Source organism: Prevotella disiens (assembly GCF_900454955.1).
Taxonomy (GTDB): domain Bacteria; phylum Bacteroidota; class Bacteroidia; order Bacteroidales; family Bacteroidaceae; genus Prevotella; species Prevotella disiens.
Genome location: NZ_UGTL01000001.1, coordinates 2274054 through 2292904, shown reverse-complemented (window position 1 = coordinate 2292904; position 18851 = coordinate 2274054). Strand labels below are relative to the sequence as shown.

The window sequence follows — 18851 nt, the reverse complement described above, 5'->3', positions numbered from 1 at the left end:
GAGGATTGCCTCATCGGAGTTTTTATTGTGCGTTATCTCAAACTATCCTATTTCCTACCTCCCTCAGTTTGCTTACCGAGTTGATATTTATGACTTTGTCCAATCATTTCTTTAGGGCTGAAAACAAAAAAAGAGAACTACCGAAGTAATTCTCTTTTTGCGCTCCAGGATGGGCTTGAACCAACGACCCCCTGATTAACAGTCAGGTGCTCTAACCAACTGAGCTACTGAAGCAGTGTTGCTATTTCTTTTTAGCGAGTGCAAAGATACTGCGTTTTTTTTATTCCACCAAATATTTTGCAAAAAAAATGGCATTTTTTTGTAAAAAAACTCTTTTATAGCTTTTGAAGGAGTATTTAAAGGCTTGTGTCGGATATTTTGTTTACTTTTGTATTTCATTCATACGCTTTAAGTTTGGCAACAAAAAGCAACAAAAGAAAATTGATATGAAAGTTATTAAGCAAACAGATTATAAAGTTAATCAATGGGCGGGGGGCATTACTCGCGAGTTGATGATATATCCCGAAGGCAGTTCGTTGGGTGAACGCAATTTCGATTTCCGTATTTCTTCTGCCATTATTGACCTTACAGAGAGTGATTTCTCGGACTTTTCTGGTTATAAACGCTATATTTTGCCTGTCGAAGGAGATGTTACGCTGTTTTGTGCTGACGAAAAGATAATACTATCGCCTGATGTTCCTTTCCTTTTTGATGGCAGTGAGGCAATACATTCAGAGAATAGCAAGGGAGCAATCGACTTTAATGTCATCTTCCGCGAGGGTTATCCGCTCGAAGTGGAGGTTGTTAATGATGTAGAGCGCAAGCAAACACGAGCAATTCTCTTTGCTTTGGAGGATATAGAAGTGAACAATCGTGTCATTGTACGCCACGATGCCGTTCTCATGAATGAAGATTATAGCATAAAAGGAAAAGCCATTGAAGTGCGTTTTTAACGACAAGGACACTAAATAGTGTTATATTTTTCAGTTTTTCCATTATAAAGATGTACTTTTGCAGTACTGAAGGTGCAATCTTCTTATCGGTTTGAGATGATTGACTGCCATTATTTTGATAAGAATATAATTATGAAGAAAATCTTTTTAGCAGTATTTGGCTTTTTCTTATTGACACTTAGCAACCCTGTAATCGCCCAAGAAAAGGCGCATAACTTTAAGGTTGCGAAGAATTTAGAAACTTTTTCAGCCATTTATAAGTACTTAGATATGATGTATGTCGATACGCTCAATGCAGATGAAGTCATAGGGACGGGTATTAATGCCATGTTGCAGTCGCTCGACCCCTATACGGTTTATTATCCTGAAGATAAAATGAAGGAGTTGAACATGATGATTTCGGGCAAATATGCAGGTATTGGCGCACTTATTCGTTACAATATGGCGCTTGACAATGTTGTCATTGATGAACCTTATGAGAATATGCCTGCTGCTGAAGTAGGTTTGAAGAAAGGTGATATAATATTGTCTATCAATGATTCGACTATGCTCAAAAAGCCTACAACCTACGTTAGTAACCATTTGAGGGGAGATGTTGGAACAAGTTTTCTTCTTAAAATAAAACGTCCTTCAACAGGAAAGACGATGAAATTTAAGCTCACTCGCAAGTCAATCCAAATGCCTGCTGTACCTTATTATGGTTTGCAGGGGAACGGGATAGGTTACTTAAATCTTAATTCCTTTACGACCGATTGTGCTAAAGATGTGCGCCGTGCGTTTTTGGAAATGAAAAAACAAGGTATGACATCATTGGTTTTCGACCTTAGAAACAATGGTGGTGGCTCGTTGCAAGAAGCCATTGATATTGTAAATATGTTTGTTCCAAAAGGACTAACGTTGGTTAAAACAAAAGGAAAGTTGGAACGTGCCAACCGAGAATACAAGACAACAGTTGAGCCAATTGATACGTTGATGCCGATTGTTGTATTGGTGAATGGCGAAACTGCTAGTGCAAGCGAAATTACCAGTGGTAGTTTGCAAGATTTAGACCGTGCCGTAGTACTCGGTAGTCGCACTTACGGCAAAGGATTGGTACAAGCTCCAATGGATTTACCCTACAATGGAAATCTAAAATTAACAACGAGTAAATACTATATTCCAAGCGGACGCTGCATTCAAGCCATTAATTACAAGCATAGTAAGGGTGGATATGTAGAGCATGTGCCTGACTCTTTAACCAAAGAATTTACCACTGCCAATGGTCGTATCGTTCGTGATGGTGGCGGAATAAAGCCTGATTTAGAGGTCTTACCCGATTCGCTGCCAAATATAGCGTTCTATTTAGTTAGCTCTGGAATCGATTCTACCGAAGTGATGCTCAATTGGGAGTTGGAATACATCAAGAAACACCCAACCATAGTGGCTGCCAAAGGCTTTGTAATATCAGATGCCGACTATGAAGACTTCAAAGCTGCCGTTTTAAAGAGTGGTTTTAAATATGACCGACAGAGCGAAAAAGCAATGAAAAACTTAATGGAAATTGCCAAATTTGAAGGTTATTATGACGATGCAAAACCTGAATTTGAATCTTTGGAGAGAAAACTAAAGCACAATTTAGCCAAAGATTTGGAGTATAATAAGCAAACAATCAGACAATTACTCACTGCTGATATTGTCGCAGCTTACTATTATCAGCGTGGAGCAATAGAGAATAGCCTCCAATTTGATAAACAATGGAAAGAAGCTGTAAAACTTTTGCAGAATAACGAAGAATATCGTAAACTCTTGCAACCGAAAAAGCCGACCGAAAAGGCTGCAAAATAGCCCATTTCTCCTTATAGAAACCAAACTCTTGCAGCGTTCAACAAGGAGAAACAACATTTCCCCAAAGGAGGGAACATTATTCGTTTCGCAAATTGGTACACCCCTATCCAATGGAGAAATTTGTAGAGAATTTATTTCCTTTTATGGAATTTAGACCAATACTCATTTTATTCAATTTAAAAAGAGCCTGTTTTGGAATGCAAAACAGGCTCTTTTGCGTTCCAAAACCTATTGTTTTGTGCGACAAAGCAATAGGTAAAAAAAAGGCTTTTATAATACGCTGGTTTTTAGTGGAATACAAATTGGTCAAAATTCCTATTACTTTTTACACTTATTAAAGCTTTCTGAGGGTTGTTTTATAGACGTTGGAACTTTGAAAAAAACGATTTTGTTAAACCCAAACAACTTCTTAAAAGTGTCAATACAACAAAGAATAAACTGCGCAAGTTAAAGTATTTTAACAAATAGGGGGTAAATGCTTTAATGTCAAAATAAAGTATTACATTTGCAACATCTTATAACTATAAAACCAATCTGAACAATAAATAAGTTGCATATATGATACAAAAGAAATGTTTATTTAGCCTTATACTTGCCCTATTGGCAAGCATACCCTCATTGGTAAGTGCAGACATTGTTACGGGTAAAGCCGTAGACGACAAGACGGGCGAACCGTTGGCAATGGCGTCGGTAAAGATTGAATGCAAAATGGGTGGAGCTACTTACTGGAGTTCTACCACTACCGACTCGTTGGGCTATTTCAGCAATCAGTGCTACTCCGAGGGGCGAATGACGGTAACTGTGAGCCTTTTAGGCTACCACGATGCCAAGAAGAGAGGGTACTGCGGAAGCAGTTCGACTGCCGACACCATTAAGTTGGGAGAGTTCAGACTGAAGCCGTCGGACGTTGTACTCGACGAAGTACTGGTGTCTGCAAAGGCAAAACGTTTCACCATACAGGGCGATACAATTGTGTTTAACCCCGCTGCATTCAAGCTAACCGAAGGTGCACGACTGAAAGAACTCATAGAAAAGCTGCCTGGAGTAACGAAAAAAGACGGCAAACTGTATTGGAACGACAAACCTTTGCGCCTCCAAATGAACGGACACGATATATTCGGGGGAAGCGGAATCGTTGCCAACCTGCCTGCAGAAGCCGTTCAGAACATTAAAAGCTACAACAAAGCAAGCGAATTTGCCAAACATTCGGGCAAAGACGACGGCAAGGAAGACCAAGTTTTGGATATTAAAATAAAGGCGGGCTTCATGGATAAATGGTATGGCGACATAAAGGCAAAGCTACAATCGCCCAAGAACTACCAAGCCTCCATAAGCTCTTCAAAGCTCAGCGATAAAAATCCGATAATGTTCCACCTCGATGCCAACAACGTAAACCGATATCAGAAAGTAGGTACAAACTGGTGGGAAAGTGGCGACTTCGACTATTTCGGCAAGGCGCAGAATGCAGCTTTGGGCTATCAGCACAACTGGAACAAAGGGAAAAATAACGAGAACTACATTGCTTTTGCTTCCAACTTCAACCACAAAGACGGTTGGGGAACCGACTATGAAGCAGCGCAATACTTCTCGCCAAACAACATTACGACGTGGAGCCTCAACCGAAAGAAACACTATAACCACGAAATAGCACCCGAAGTGCGCGCCGATTTGGTTTCGTACACCGACAAAAAGAACTTCTTGGGAATAAATCTTATGTTCAACTACACATTGGAACGAAACACCACCGAGACTGGTAGCGCACGCTTCGACACCGATACAAAGCCTTACGGCGACTTTCCTTTAGACTTGGCTTTGAGCGTAGGGCACGGCGACGCTATCTATCGGCACATCATAAACAGGGAAAGGTCGTACCAGCAACGCATAAACGAAGGTGGAGAGATGCAACTCTATGCCCTTTGGAAACACTTCATTGGCAAGAAAGCACAGTTAGAAATCAACACCACTCTTTCGTATGGAAATGGCAATAACCGCTTCGACGCCCACCGCGAATTGGAGTATATAAACAAAGGAACAGCCTCGCCACTCTACCAATATAGCCGTGCGCCTTTCCATAAAATAGAGGCAACCGGAAAAGTTGCATTAGGATACCACATCAACGACGCACTCTTGCTGAATGCCTCACAGCAGTTTAAAGCTGGAAACAATACCATTCGGCAGAGCTTCTACAGTTCTCCTATCGCTTCAAAGATAGAAGACGACCCCGAAAGCGTACTCGATGCGGCAAACAGCTACCGCAGCAAGCGACACGAAACCGCAACCACAAGCAGCGTAGGACTAACCTGCAAGGTGGGCAAATGGCAGTTTATTCCTAAGTTAGACTTCAGCTTAAACAGTGAAGAACTGAACTACCAACGTGGGCGGTTGGACACCGTGGCACACCGCAACAGCAATATGTGGACGCCCGAAATGCTCGTAAAGTGGAAGATAAATAAGAGCCACCGCTTCGATTTCGCTTTCAACTACACCACAAAGCTACCCGACCTGCTGTCTACATTGGGCTATCGCGACGATACCGACCCATTCTGGATAGTGGAAGGCAACCCCCTCCTGCGCCGCAGCCATCAGCACACAACCTCGCTAAACTATGTCGCAACGTTAGGAAAGCAGCAAGCAATGCTTCTCTTCAAAGCGGGCTACACACACATTATCAACCCGATAGCCACCGTCTACAACTTCAATCCGCAAACGGGTGTGTACCGCAGCCACAACAAAAACGTGCGCAGTGGCAACGATTGGTTCGTGAATCTGACCTTCGACAAGAGCTTTGGCGACTACATACACTTCTCCAACAAATTAGAAATGCATTTCAAGAAGTCGTATGGCTATCTTGCCACCCTCAACGAACACACTGCACAAGAAGAAAACGAGATGAAAATGTTCACTTTCATATCAAATCCCGAACTGTCGTACGAAAGCGATTGGCTGCAAGCAGGCATCTTCGGAGAAATTGATTTGCAACGAAACAGATACTCGTTGGCAAGCCAATACAACAACACACCTATCCGATACGCCTACGGTTTGCGCGCAACAGTGAAGTGGAAAGGCTGGGAAATAAGCAGCGAAATAAAAGACAGAGCCGCAACAGGCTATCTCGCACAGGAACTGAACCGCCACCGCATACTCTGGGAGGGCTACATTCGCTACGTCTGGAAGAAGAGCAAGAACTGGATTGGATTAAGTTTCGACGACATTCTAAACCAAAACCGCGAATACTCTCTCTATGTAAACTCATCGAGTCGCACCGAAAAGTGGAACGAAATACAGCACCACTATGTTTACTTAACCTTCAACTACCACTTCGATGCAAAGGGAAAGAAGAAGTAAAAAGTATGGTTGCACTCTGCAAAAGAACCGTTATAAAGAGATTTTTGCTGGTGGATTTTAAATTATCTAAAGTCTGATAAATATTTATTTAAGCTTAGATAAGAAATTATCAAAGCTTAGATAATTTAAAAATATCCTTTAAAAATCGCATTATATACTATTGTATTGAGAGCGGAACAGCACAAAAGAGAAAACGAAAGGCGATAAAGCTAAAAACCATAGAGGAGTTTTCAGAACCTGACTGATAAACAAAGCCCCCTTTTGAGCGTGTGCTCAAAAGGGGGCTTGCATATATGCTACGTGTCGGTGGCGGATTAGTCGAGCCACTTAACGTAAGAGAAGTCTTGACGATGTGGCAAGAGGTCGTTCTTTGGGTACATACGAACGGCACACTTGAAGGCTCCAGCGTCAGCAGAGTCGAATTCGAGTTGGAAAGTATAAAGGTTACCGTTATTCTTCACCATTTTGAACGGAAGAACCTTGTGGATAGTAACGTCATCGGTAGGGTTGTTATCGAGCATAACAAACTCTAAACCAACCGCATCTTGCAAGCCTTGTTCGTCAATGGTGTAAGTTAGCGTGGTAACTTCGCCTGTTACAGCATCTTGCAACGAGTCCATATTATTTTCAACAACATTGATAGCGTCCCAACGTTCTGCCACAGCTTCCTTCCAAGCTGCTATTTCCTTTGCAAGTTGGTTGTCGTTAGCGTGCAATTTTGCATAACGTTCAGCCTGTTTGTTGTAGAATTTTGAATAGTAATCGTCCAATTGGCGTTTCATTGTGTAATGAGGCGCAATAGTAGCGATTGAGTTTTTCACCACTTTTACCCAATCTTCCGAATAAGTTTTGCCCTTTGTTTTGTTGAAGAACAAAGGTGTAATCTCGTTTTCCAACAAACTATAAATGGTAGCAGCGTCCAATTGGTCTTGATATTCCTGATTTTGGTAAGTGCGTTTCTGTGGTAATGCCCAACCAGCACCCTCACGATAGCCTTCAACCCACCAACCATCGAGTACAGAAAGGTTTACAACACCGTTCATTTCAGCCTTTTCGCCCGATGTCCCACTGGCTTCCAATGGTCGAGTAGGGGTGTTCATCCAAATATCAACACCCGAAACAAGGCGGCGAGCAAGCTCCATGTCGTAATCTTCGAGGAAGATAATCTTACCAAGGAACTGTGGCATACGTGAAATTTCAAATATCTTCTTAATCAAGCCCTGTCCTGCACCGTCGGCAGGGTGAGCCTTACCAGAGAAGAAGAAGAGTACGGGGCGTTCTGGATTGTTTACGATTTTCTCCAAACGGTCTAAGTCTGTAAACAGCAAATGGGCACGTTTGTAGGTTGCAAAACGGCGGCAAAAGCCAATCATCAATGCGTTAGGATTAATCTTTTCAAGGATAGAAACCACCTTTGCAGGGTCGCCTTGATTGCGCAACCATTGTTGAGTAAACTTATCACGGATATATTTGATAAGTTTGTTCTTCAATGCCATGCGAGTTTCCCAAATTTCTTCGTCTGCAACATCGTAGATGGCGTGCCAAATTTTCTCGTTACTTTGGTCAGCCATGAAGTTTTTATCGAAATATTTGTTGTAAACCTTGCGCCATTCGGTAGCTGCCCAAGTAGGGAAGTGGACACCATTGGTAACGTAGCCCACACTATTTTCTTCAGGGAAATAGCCCTTCCAAAGTGGAGCAAACATCTTTTGACTTACCCAACCATGCAAACGAGAAACACCATTGATTTCTTGCGATGTGTTGCAAGCAAAGGTACTCATACAGAAACGCTCGCTATGGTCATCAGGATTGGTACGTCCCATGCCGATAAATTCGTCCCATGTGATGCCCAATTTTGCAGGATAACCCGACATATACTTGTTAAAGAGCGCTTCATCGAAGTAATCGTGTCCTGCTGGAACAGGAGTGTGAACAGTGTAAAGTGCAGATGCACGCACGAGTTCCATAGCCTGATTGAACGATAAGCCCTGTTCTACATAGTCGCAAAGGCGTTGCAGGTTGCAAAGTGCAGCGTGTCCTTCGTTGCAATGGTATATATCTTTCTTTATTCCGAGTTTTTTCAATGTGAGCATACCACCGATACCGAGCAAAATTTCTTGCTTAATACGGTTTTCCCAATCCCCTCCATAGAGCGCATGGGTAATAGATTTGTCAAATTCAGAGTTCATTTCGTTGTCAGTATCCAACAAATAAAGTTTGATACGTCCTACGTTTACTTGCCAAATCAAAGCATGCACCGTATAATTGTTGTAAGGAACTTCCACCATTACTTGATTTCCGTTCTCGTCAAGTACACGTTCAATTGGCAAAGAGTTGAAACTTTGAGCATCATATTTAGCAATTTGCTGACCGTCCATTGATAAACTTTGGCGGAAATAGCCGTAACGATAAAGGAAACCCACGGCGCAAAGGTCTACGTTTGAGTCGGAAGCCTCTTTAAGATAGTCGCCAGCAAGCATTCCTAAGCCACCTGAATAAATCTTTAGAACCTGATTTAAACCAAATTCCATGCAGAAATAAGCTACGGAAGGACGTTTGCTATTAGGCTTAACATTCATGTAATCTTTGAACATCTTGTAAACGTTCTTCACTTGCTTCATTAATTCCTTATCCTTTACAATCGCTTCTTTGCGGTCATAACTTAGTTGCTCAAGCAATAAAACAGGATTGTGTCCTACTGTTTCGTAGAGTTCTTTATCCAAGTTTGTGAACAAACTGCGTGCCTCGTGTGTCCAACCATACCAAAGGTTGTGGGCAATTTCGTCAAGGCAAGCCAACTCTTTAGGAAGACTCGACTTGATATTTACCTCTTTCCATTGAGGCTCGTTAGAATAATCAGACTTAATTTTCATAATTTTTTCTATTGTATTTTTTTACCTTTTTTACTTTTTAATAGTCGCCACGTTACTCATTCGCTCGTCCCTACGGCTCAATGCCTTAGCGTAAGCGGTTTCGTAAGCCTTGAAAAACTCGCTCCATAGAGCCTTTTTCGATAACTTTTGCGCATTGGTACGACATTTATTGGCAGTGGTTTTGTTCATTTTGGCATAACTTAAAATAGTTTCCTTAATGCTTTCTGCCACCTCCGAATAATTATCGTCAGTGCGATGTATCACTTTTACACCGTCTTCAATTTCACACGCTTTGCCTTTTGCACCATTCGCCCATAAGCCAAAGCCTGCAAGGTCGGTCGTAATGCAAGGCACTTTGAAAGCAATTGACTCCAAAGGGGTGTAACCCCAAGGCTCATAATAAGACGGATAGACACAAAGATCGTTGCCTAAAATTACGTCATAGTAGGACTTGTTCACGATACCATCGGCTCCGTCCAAATAGCAAGGCACAAAAATGAGCTTCACACGATTCTCTTTTTCATTGTTCAAGCCTAAGTATTGCGCCATTCCTAAGACGCTATCCGTGTCCTCATTGTGTAAACGATGGGTGAGCAGTGGCTGCTCCAATGCCGTTTCATATTTCTTTCCCGATAGTAAACGCTCTTGAAGGTCGGCACGAGGATTGGCTACCCACCCTGGTACTTCAATGAAAGCCACTACCTTTCGTTGCATATTTTCGTCATGGTTCAATCGATTTATAGCCTCAATGAACACATCAATGCCCTTATTTCTAAATTCGTAACGCCCTGAAGTAGACACGATAAGCGTGTCATCGTCGAGCGTGTCGCCTGTCAAAGCCTCCGCTATGTGCAGCAAATGCTTGCGTGCAGCCCTGCGCTTATTGGTAAAAGCAACACCTTTCGGCACGAAATCGTCTTCGAATCCATTGGGCAAAACAACATCAACAGGCTTATCCAATAGCTCTTTACACTCCAAAGCGGTTATTTCGCTTACGGTAGTGAAGCAATCAACATGGAGTGCTGTCTGTTTTTCAATCGAATGTTTACTTTCCATATTTAACTCGCCTGCCATTTGGTCGCCATTATAAGCTGGCAAATAACCATAAAGTGGCTTGTTATTGCCTGCAATACTGCGCCCAATGCCCGTTGCGTGAGTTGTAAAAAGGGTCGCGATTTCGGGTACACGATATTGCAATACCAATGCGGCGAAGCCCGTTTGCCATTCATTTGCGTGGAAAATAACATTTTTGTGGTTAAGCAAATAATGACGATAATAGCTTTCCACTACCTTTGCAGCGGCGTAAGAAAACATGGCAGAATCATCGTAGTCGCCATAAGCATGGAGACTATCTACCTTGTATTGTTGCCAAAGATTGCCATAAAATTCGTTTTTTTGAGCAAAAAAGGAAGTGTAATCTATGAGAATTGCAATGGGTAAACCTGGAATATCCCAGTGTCCTACCTTTATGCTTAGTCCTTCATCATTTGTAACTTGCACCCATTCAGCAAAAAGACTTTTGTCTTCCTTAAAATAGATATTTTCTGCGTCCTTTGTGCAGTCTGGACCAATAAAAATGATTTGGTCTTTTAATCTTTCTTGCATTGTCTTTGCGCGCATTGAAAGTACGGTGTAAATACCGCCAACTTTGTTGCATACTTCCCAACTTGCCTCAAAAATAAAATCCGGAAACATCTTTTTTATATTATAGTGTATGTTGCAAAGGTAAAATAAAAAACGAATATCCAAAAAAAAAAGTTATTATTTTAGATAAGGTAGGCTTAAAATATGATATAAATCACGTTTTAAGAGTGAAAAGGCTTAAATATTGAAAAAGAAAAGCATCTTTTCATGCGCCGAATAAGAAAAAAAAGTAACTTTGCAACAATAAAATAAAGAAGAAAGGTGAAGAGTATGAAATCAAAAATATTGATTATAGCATGGCTGTTTTTTATTCCATTGGTAACTTTTGCAACACCAATGAACAAATTAACGCCTGATGATAGGACTTTCAATAACGATACGACAACCTTTAAAGGACATATCGAGAATGCCGAATTTCAAGTTTGGTTAGACATTGACTTTTATAAACAAAACATCATTGTGCCGCGTCAAGAAGTGTTCGGAGAAGTTGCAGGCTATCTTGGAGCAAAGCGTGATACCCGTAAATGGATAATCTCTGACGTGGAAATTCGAGGCGAAGTGGCTACACTGACAATTATTAATGATTATGGTAGCGAAGATTTAATCGCAACACTGACACACAACATTGACGGAACATTTACATTTCGCCAAGTACAAGGCAGTATTATCAAGATTGTCGTAAATAGTAAATGGGTGAAATTACCCAAAACGATGGTCTTTAAACCTTAAATGCTTCCCAAACAAAAGAGAATTTTCTTATACCTTATTATATAAAGGAGACGGACATCTCCTTTTTTATACTTCGTTCACTGAGTTTCAATGCTCTATTCCTAATTCAAAAATTTGCTGTTTGCTCCTTTCAAAGAATATGTTTCGTTATTTAAACAAACAGTGATAAAATCTTTTTAAAAATTTCAATGAACTTGAATTCCTTTTTTTTGCTGCCTCGAAAACAATGTTTAATGAAATAATAATCGTTTACTTTCTTTTCTAAACTTTTTATCACAATCTTATTTTTATTTATAAAGGACAGTACAAACGCAAGGAACTACGCACAAAACAGCTGCAAGACTTTTCCATTTGCGCTACTTTTCTGTTTGGTTTAATTACTTTCGTGTTAATAAATGCAAAAAACATACTCATTTCATTAATTTTATTTGTTTCGTTAATTCTTATATACTATCTTTGCATTTACGTTAAAAGATGAAAACGCTTTCATTCTTTAACAAAAGCTATGAGAAATTGGGACGAGCTCCCATGCGAAAAAGAATTATAACTGTTAATAATTAAATTTTAAAGAGAGAGATTTTATGAAAAGAAGACTAACAATGTTTCTCGCCTGCATGTTCCTAAGTTTAGGAATGGCAATGGCACAGACACATGTTACGGGTGTTGTTATCTCGGACGAGGATCAACAACCTGTAATCGGAGCTTTCGTTAAAGTTTTAGGTACTCAAAATGGTACCCAAACTGACCTCGATGGTAAATTTGAGTTAGACGTACAAGCTGGTGCGATGCTCGAATTTTCTTATGTAGGTATGACGTCTAAAAAGGTAAAGGCTACCCCTAATATGCGCGTAGTACTTGAGTCAAACAGCAAAACTATGGAAGAGGTGATTGTTGTTGCTTATGGTACACAGAAGAAATCTGCATTTACAGGTTCTGCTGCTGTCGTAAAGGCTGATGACATCACTAAAGTACAGGTTACAAATGCTGTTGATGCTTTGAAGAATAAGGTTTCAGGTGTACAAATGGTACAAAGTTCTGGAGATCCAGGCTCTTCATCAAGTGTTAAAATTCGTGGTATCGGTTCTATCACCGCAGGTGGTTCTCCTTTGTATGTAGTAGATGGTATACCATTCGATGGTGATATTAAGTCTATCAACCCACAAGATATTGAAAGTTTGACCGTTCTTAAAGATGCTGCTTCTGCTGCACTTTATGGTGCTCGTGGTGCCAACGGTGTAATTATTATTACAACAAAGGCTGGACGTGCTGACCGTGGTACTATTACGGTAGATGCTAAATGGGGTGTTAAATCTCGTGCTATCCCTGATTACGAATACGTAACAGACCCTGCTGCTTATTACGAATTGTATTATAAGGGTCTTTATAATTATGCTGCTGACCCTGTAGATGGTAAAGGTATGACTCCTGAACAAGCATACGCTTGGGCTAATGCTAACCTAACAGCTTCTAACAGCTTTGGTTTGGGATATAATGTTTACACATATCCAGCAGGACAAACTCTCATCGGTCGTAACGGTAAGTTGAATCCTAACGCAACTCTTGGTCGTATGGTTGAAGGTAAGGACGGACAACAATACTGGTTGCAACCTGACAACTGGATTGACGCTATTTATAGCAACGCGCTTCGCCAAGAATATTCTGCATCTGCAGTGGGTAATACTGACAAGTCTACATTCTATGGCTCTATTAACTATTTGAAAGACGACGGTATTACTGTTGCCTCTGATTACCAACGTTTCACAAGCCGTTTGAAAGCTGACTACCAAATCAACGATTGGTTGCGCATTGGTGGTAACATGAACTACTCTCACTATTCTACACACTTTGCAAATGGTGGTGAAGGTACTTCAACTGACTCTGGTAATATGTTCGCATTAACTCGTATAGCTCCTATCTATCCTTTGTATCTCCGTGATAAGGATAAGAACATCATGCGCCACGAAGAGTCTGGTCTTCAGGCTTACGACTATGGTGATGACACTATGGCGCTCGGTTTGATGCGTCCATTCTTGGGTAAATCTAATGCATTGTCTGACAACCGCCTTAACCTTGACTTTACTGATGGTAACACTTTCAATGGTGTAGGTACTGTAGATATTCGTTTCTTGAAAGACTTCACATTCAAAAGCGTAAACAGTGTTTACTTGAAAGAATATCGTGGTAAGGGAACAACTAACCCTTGGTTTGGTCAATATGCAAAAGATAATGGTCATATCTCTGTTGCCCATAAACGTAACTGGTCTTATAACTATCAACAAATTTTGAACTGGAAACATCAATATGGCTTGCACGAATTTGACGTAATGGCTGGTCATGAATACTACAGATTGATTGGTACATCATTGAGCGGAACAAAGCACAACATGTTCGATTTGAACTATGCTGAACTTTCAGGGGCAGTTGTAACAAAGAGTACAGGTTCAAGCAATTCTCTCTACAATACTGAAGGTTGGTTCGGTCGTATCAACTATAGCTACGATAACAAATACTTTGGTGAAATGTCTTATCGTCGTGATGCTTCTTCAATATTCCACCCAGATCACCGTTGGGGTAACTTCTGGTCTTTAGGTGGCGCATGGCTCATCTCTAAAGAATCTTGGTTCAATGCTCCTTGGGTAGATGAATTGAAGTTTAAGGCTTCTTATGGTGCACAAGGTAATGATAATATAGGTAATTTCCTTTACACAAATACATATAGCATCGTTTCTTCTAACAATGAAGTTTCTATAGTTACAGGCTCACGTGGTAATGAAAAGATTTCTTGGGAAAAGCAAGGTATGTTTAACGTAGGTTTCGACTTCTCATTCTTCCGTCAACGCTTAAGCGGTAGCATCGTTTACTTCGACCGTTCTACAAAGGATATGCTCGCATTCTTCTCTTTGCCAGTATCATACGGTTGGAGCGGATACTATGCTAACGTAGGTGATATGAGCAACCGAGGTCTTGAAATCGAGTTGTTTGGTGACATTATTCGTACACGCGACTTCAAGTGGAGTGCAAACTTGAACTTTACAACTTATAAGAATAAGATTACTCGCATTGCTGATGCTAACAAAACAGCATGGCTCGATGGCGTTCCTGGATACAATAGCGGTAGCTACTTCTATGGTGAAGGTCAATCTATGTACACATTCCGTTTGAAGAAATATGCTGGTGTAGACCCAAAAACAGGTAAGTCTCTCTTCTACCAAGATATTTACAAGAAGGACGCAGCTGGAAAAGACATTGTTGAAAATGGTCAAAAGATAGTAGAAAAGACTATCACTGTTGAAAATGCAGAAGATGCTTCTTATCACCTCTGCGGTACAGCATTGCTAGACGCATACGGTGGTTTCGGTACAAGCCTCGCTTGGAAGGGCTTTGACTTCTCTATTGACTTCGGTTACCAACTCGGTGGTCAGGTTTACGATAGCAACTATGCAGCAGCTATGGACCACAACCGTGGTGGGGCTATGCACGTTGACTTGCTTAAGGCATGGACTCCTGAAAACACAGGTTCTAATATTCCACGTATACAAAGCCAAGACCAATACACAACAGCAAGTTCTGACCGTTGGTTGACATCTGCTTCTTACCTTAGCCTTCAAAACATTAACCTCGGTTACACCATACCAGCTAAGTACACACGCAAGTTAGGTCTCGCTAAGGTTCGTGTTTATGCAGTAGGCGATAATATTTGGGTATGGTCAAAGCGTCAAGGTCTTGACCCACGTCAGTCTATCTCTGGTAGCGTTTCTAACGTTCTCTACTCTAATGTTAGAACAATCTCTGGTGGTATTACAGTAACATTCTAAAATAATAGAAACAGACCAATATGAAAAAAATAAATAAATCAATTTATAGTGTTCTTTTTGCAGGTCTTACATTGTCTGCTATGACAAGTTGTATAGACGAAGCAATGCCACAAAATGGTACGGTTACACAAAAACAATTAGAAGGATCGTCAACAGCAATTGCTGCGGTTGTAAAAGGTTTGCCAGCTTATGGTAAAAGTATTTGGCGTGGTCAACATTGGGCTTATGGTACTTCTGCTATCATGCGTATTCGCGATGTCATGGCTGACGATTATGTAGTCGTAGACCACGACTATAACCAATTTAGCCCATGGGCAGCGACAAGATTCTTAGGTCCTTCATACCTCATTACACAGTTTGTATACACATACTATTATCGTTACATTTTAGCAACAAACTCTGTAATTTCTGCAGTTTCACCTGAAAAGGCAACAAAAGAACAATTGGGCTATCTCGGTTTAGGTTATGCTTATCGTGCAGATAACTACCTCCAAATGGCACAAATGTACGAGTTCTTGCCAAACGATAAGTTCCCTGATTCAAAAAATGCACAAGGTCATGATGTAAAAGGACTTACATGTCCTATCGTAACTGATACTTTGGCTGAATTAAAGTCTCGTAATAACCCACGTGCTACTCACGAGCAAATGTTTAAGTTTATTGAAAGCGACTTGAATAATGCTGAAAAGTATATTGTAAATATTGCTTCTAACAAGGGTAATACTTTACCTAACCTTGCTGTTGTTTATGGTTTAAAGGCTCGCCTTTATATGTGGAACAACGATTATGCAAAGGCTAAGGAATATGCTGAAAAGGCTATCAGTGCTTATGGTGGAGATCCTATGAAGGAAAAGGAAGCTACAGATACAAAGACTGGTTTCAATAATATTACAAAGTGGATGTGGGGCGCTCAATACACTGCTGAAGACGCCGCAGTTAAGTCAGGTATTCTCAACTTTACCTCTTTCGCTTCAAACGAAACTGTATTCGGCTATGCTGGTAATGGTCCTATGAACATGATTGGAAAATCATTCTATGACAAAATCAGTGATACTGACTGGCGTAAAACGATGTGGAAGGCTCCTGCTGGCTCACCATTGGAGGCAAAGAATAAGTATATAGATGGTTCGGCGGATAAGATTGATTTTAAGGAGCGTATTCCTGTATATGGTTCATTGAAGTTCCGTCCAGCAGAAGGAAACTATGTGAATTCTTCAATTGGTCCTATCACAGCTTATCCTTTGATGCGTGTTGAAGAAATGTACTTCATTCAATTTGAAGCTGCTGAGCGTTTAGCTGCTGGTTCAGGTATTCAACTTCTTACAAACTTCATGAAGAAATATCGTGACCCAGAATACAAATTTGATACAACTAAGGATTATGGTTTCACAGGCAACAAGGCTATCGACGAAATCCTCTTCCAAAAGCGTATCGAACTTTGGGGTGAAGGTCTATCATTCTTCGATATCAAACGTGCTAATGTTTCTGTAACTCGTGGTTATCCTGGCACAAACTTCTTCGAGCAATGGAGATTCAATACAAAGGGTCGTCCTGCTTGGATGAACTTCTGTATTGTGGACTTGGAAACAAATGATAACCCTGCTATTGCTGGTTACAATAACCCTGACCCATCAATGGCTTATAAGCCTTGGCAAGAATAAGAGTTGAAAATATTAATTTATTGTAAATAAAAAACTACACAAATATGAATAATATTTTTAAAAGTGCATTTTTCCTCATGGTAGGTGTGTTAGGCTTGAGCCTAACCGCCTGCACAGATAAGTATGAATATGATGGTCCTGGAGAAAATGCTGATGGAAAAGTATATTTCGAACAGACTTCACAGAAAATTCAGTTGAACAAAGAAGGAAACTCTTTCCAGATTCCAGTAAAGCGTTTAAAGGCAGAAGGTGCCCTTGAGGTTCCTGTTACTTTCACTGCTGGTAAGGGTAATATCTATAAAGTGGCTGAGAAAGCAATTTTTGAAGATGGCAAAACTGAAGGTTATATTAACGTTACTTATACTGTTGATGATGTAAAAAAAGGAAGTTATGTAGGTGGTAAAATTACTCTTGATCCTGCTTTTGTTTCTCCTTATGGTTCTGGTACATTGATTTTTGTTGCTGGTACAACAGAATTTGGAATTTCTGCTTGGAAGCAGATAGGTGTAGGTAGTTTGACTATTGCTGCTCCTGAAAATGACCTTGGTCATTTCTTGAATAATAGCGGAGAGCAATGGTTACTTTTTGACAAACCTGCGAAGTTAGGTAATAGAATTCTTTATCAAAATGAAAGTGCTCCTAATCAATATAAGATAGAGCCTTATATGATGGAAGAAGGTTTCCCTATGACATTTACTGTTGATCCTAAAACAAACCGCGTTACGTTCCAAAACGTTGATACAGGTTTGAGAACCAAGAAAAAGGAAGTTGTTTATGCTCATACTCTTAATGCTTTCCCTCAATTCAAGGGTAAAGATGCTGAAGCTCAAATTAAAAAGCCTTCATCTTTCGATAAAGAAAACAAGACGATTACTTTCTCTACTATTTACACAGGAGCAGAATTTAAGGGTATTTTTGCAGCTGAAGTTGAAGTATTTGTTTATGAATAATCGTTTTAGATTATAGTATAAATATTTTAATAGTTACGCTTTTATAGAAAGCGGTATAATAAAAAAGAGGTTTTGATAAATATCAAAACCTCTTTTTTTATTGATAGTTTTTTATTTTTGTAGCGTTATTTTGCTACTTCCATTGTTGTATTTGATGATATTAATACCACGCTTTAGATTACTTATTTGTTTGCCTTCTATGGTATAGATGGCTTTAATTTCGTTGTTATTTTTCTTTTCTGTGGTTGAAACTCCATTTGTTGTTGGAGTGATTTTAACGTATTTGTTTTTGATGATACTCTTGTATTTGTCGCATGCTGCGTGCATATCGTCCTTCCATGTTGCGCCTGTTGGTTCTATAATTTTACCATTGGTCAGCGTAAACGAAGCGAATGCAGAGAGCGAGGCCCAACTTCCAAATGCAGAAACGGTGGCGTTATCAATGATTAGCTTTTCGTTTTTCATGCCCGTAATGCCACTGATGCCCCAATAGCCATAGGTGTCAATGTTGGTTTTTGTTATGGTAAGTTCAGAGTTTTCGCTTGAAAAGATACCTGCTTGTTCCTGTACTTTTATTTTTGCGGTACCTCCCGTAATGGTCATTTTCCCATTTACGTCGTTGTAGATACCAGCACCCCAAGCAGAATTAAGTGTATTTGTGCCTTCAAAAACGATGTTTAATGTACCCATTTCGTTGCGTATGCAGTTGTCACTTTCGGTTGCTTCGAGGGTAGCATTGGTCAAAGTTAATGTTTTTGTAGCATCGTTGTAGGTTATTTTTCCTGCTTTTTTCCATGCACCTGTAATATCAGCGGCATTATCCGATGTTACTTCTGTTCCACAAACTTTCAGTTTGTAAATTGTTTGTGCTTGTGTTGTTGCAAATATGCTTGCAAAGAATAGCGTGAATCCACCAATAACATACCTGTGTTTTAATTTTTTTGCCATAAATATAAGTCTTAAAGTTAATGATTTTATTGCCTTTTTATGTTGCAATGTGTGATAAATGTGTTTTTTTTATAGTGCAATTTCTCGCTGCAACCATATTTAAATTTTG

The 18851-nt window shown here is 40.1% G+C and carries 10 protein-coding genes and 1 tRNA gene; 7 read left to right on the top strand and 4 right to left on the bottom strand.

Going from position 1 to position 18851, the window contains the following annotated elements:
* Positions 1–160: 160 nt before the first annotated feature.
* Positions 161–234: transfer RNA gene (locus DYI03_RS10040), tRNA-Asn, on the bottom strand.
* Positions 235–446: 212 nt separating this feature from the next.
* On the opposite strand from DYI03_RS10040, the gene DYI03_RS10035 reads away from it, so the two are divergent.
* The 3 genes from DYI03_RS10035 to DYI03_RS10020 all read left to right on the top strand — a co-directional run bounded on the left by DYI03_RS10035 (position 447) and on the right by DYI03_RS10020 (position 6122).
* Positions 447–953, top strand: coding sequence for a HutD family protein (locus DYI03_RS10035; protein ID WP_025064488.1), 507 nt, complete (start codon positions 447–449; stop codon positions 951–953).
* Positions 954–1085: 132 nt separating this feature from the next.
* Positions 1086–2777: a S41 family peptidase gene (locus DYI03_RS10030; protein ID WP_025064489.1), complete on the top strand. Its 1692-nt coding sequence runs from the start codon at positions 1086–1088 to the stop codon at positions 2775–2777.
* 558 nt (positions 2778–3335) lie between these two features.
* A complete protein-coding gene (locus DYI03_RS10020; protein WP_021669974.1) occupies positions 3336–6122 on the top strand; it encodes an outer membrane beta-barrel protein in 2787 nt (928 codons plus the stop codon).
* Positions 6123–6436: 314 nt separating this feature from the next.
* On the opposite strand, the gene glgP is transcribed toward DYI03_RS10020, so the two are convergent.
* Positions 6437–8995 (bottom strand): alpha-glucan family phosphorylase, encoded by a 2559-nt coding sequence (gene glgP, locus DYI03_RS10015; protein WP_021669976.1) that lies wholly within the window; start codon positions 8993–8995, stop codon positions 6437–6439.
* A 30-nt stretch (positions 8996–9025) separates the two neighbouring features.
* Positions 9026–10690: a glycogen/starch synthase gene (locus DYI03_RS10010; protein WP_021669977.1), complete on the bottom strand. Its 1665-nt coding sequence runs from the start codon at positions 10688–10690 to the stop codon at positions 9026–9028.
* 219 nt (positions 10691–10909) lie between these two features.
* On the opposite strand from DYI03_RS10010, the gene DYI03_RS10005 reads away from it, so the two are divergent.
* The 4 genes from DYI03_RS10005 to DYI03_RS09990 all read left to right on the top strand — a co-directional run bounded on the left by DYI03_RS10005 (position 10910) and on the right by DYI03_RS09990 (position 17794).
* Positions 10910–11368, top strand: coding sequence for a hypothetical protein (locus DYI03_RS10005; protein ID WP_021669978.1), 459 nt, complete (start codon positions 10910–10912; stop codon positions 11366–11368).
* Between the two features lie 581 nt (positions 11369–11949).
* Positions 11950–15183 (top strand): SusC/RagA family TonB-linked outer membrane protein, encoded by a 3234-nt coding sequence (locus DYI03_RS10000; protein WP_021669980.1) that lies wholly within the window; start codon positions 11950–11952, stop codon positions 15181–15183.
* A 20-nt stretch (positions 15184–15203) separates the two neighbouring features.
* On the top strand, positions 15204–16844 hold the full coding sequence (locus DYI03_RS09995; protein ID WP_021669981.1) for a RagB/SusD family nutrient uptake outer membrane protein: 1641 nt from the start codon (positions 15204–15206) through the stop codon (positions 16842–16844).
* 44 nt (positions 16845–16888) lie between these two features.
* A complete protein-coding gene (locus DYI03_RS09990; protein WP_021669982.1) occupies positions 16889–17794 on the top strand; it encodes a hypothetical protein in 906 nt (301 codons plus the stop codon).
* A gap of 111 nt (positions 17795–17905) precedes the next feature.
* Here the strand turns inward: DYI03_RS09990 and DYI03_RS09985 are convergent, their stop codons facing one another.
* The gene (locus tag DYI03_RS09985; RefSeq protein WP_021669983.1) at positions 17906–18742 is read right to left on the bottom strand and encodes a hypothetical protein; all 837 of its coding nucleotides are present in this window, start codon (positions 18740–18742) and stop codon (positions 17906–17908) included.
* Positions 18743–18851 lie beyond the last annotated feature (109 nt).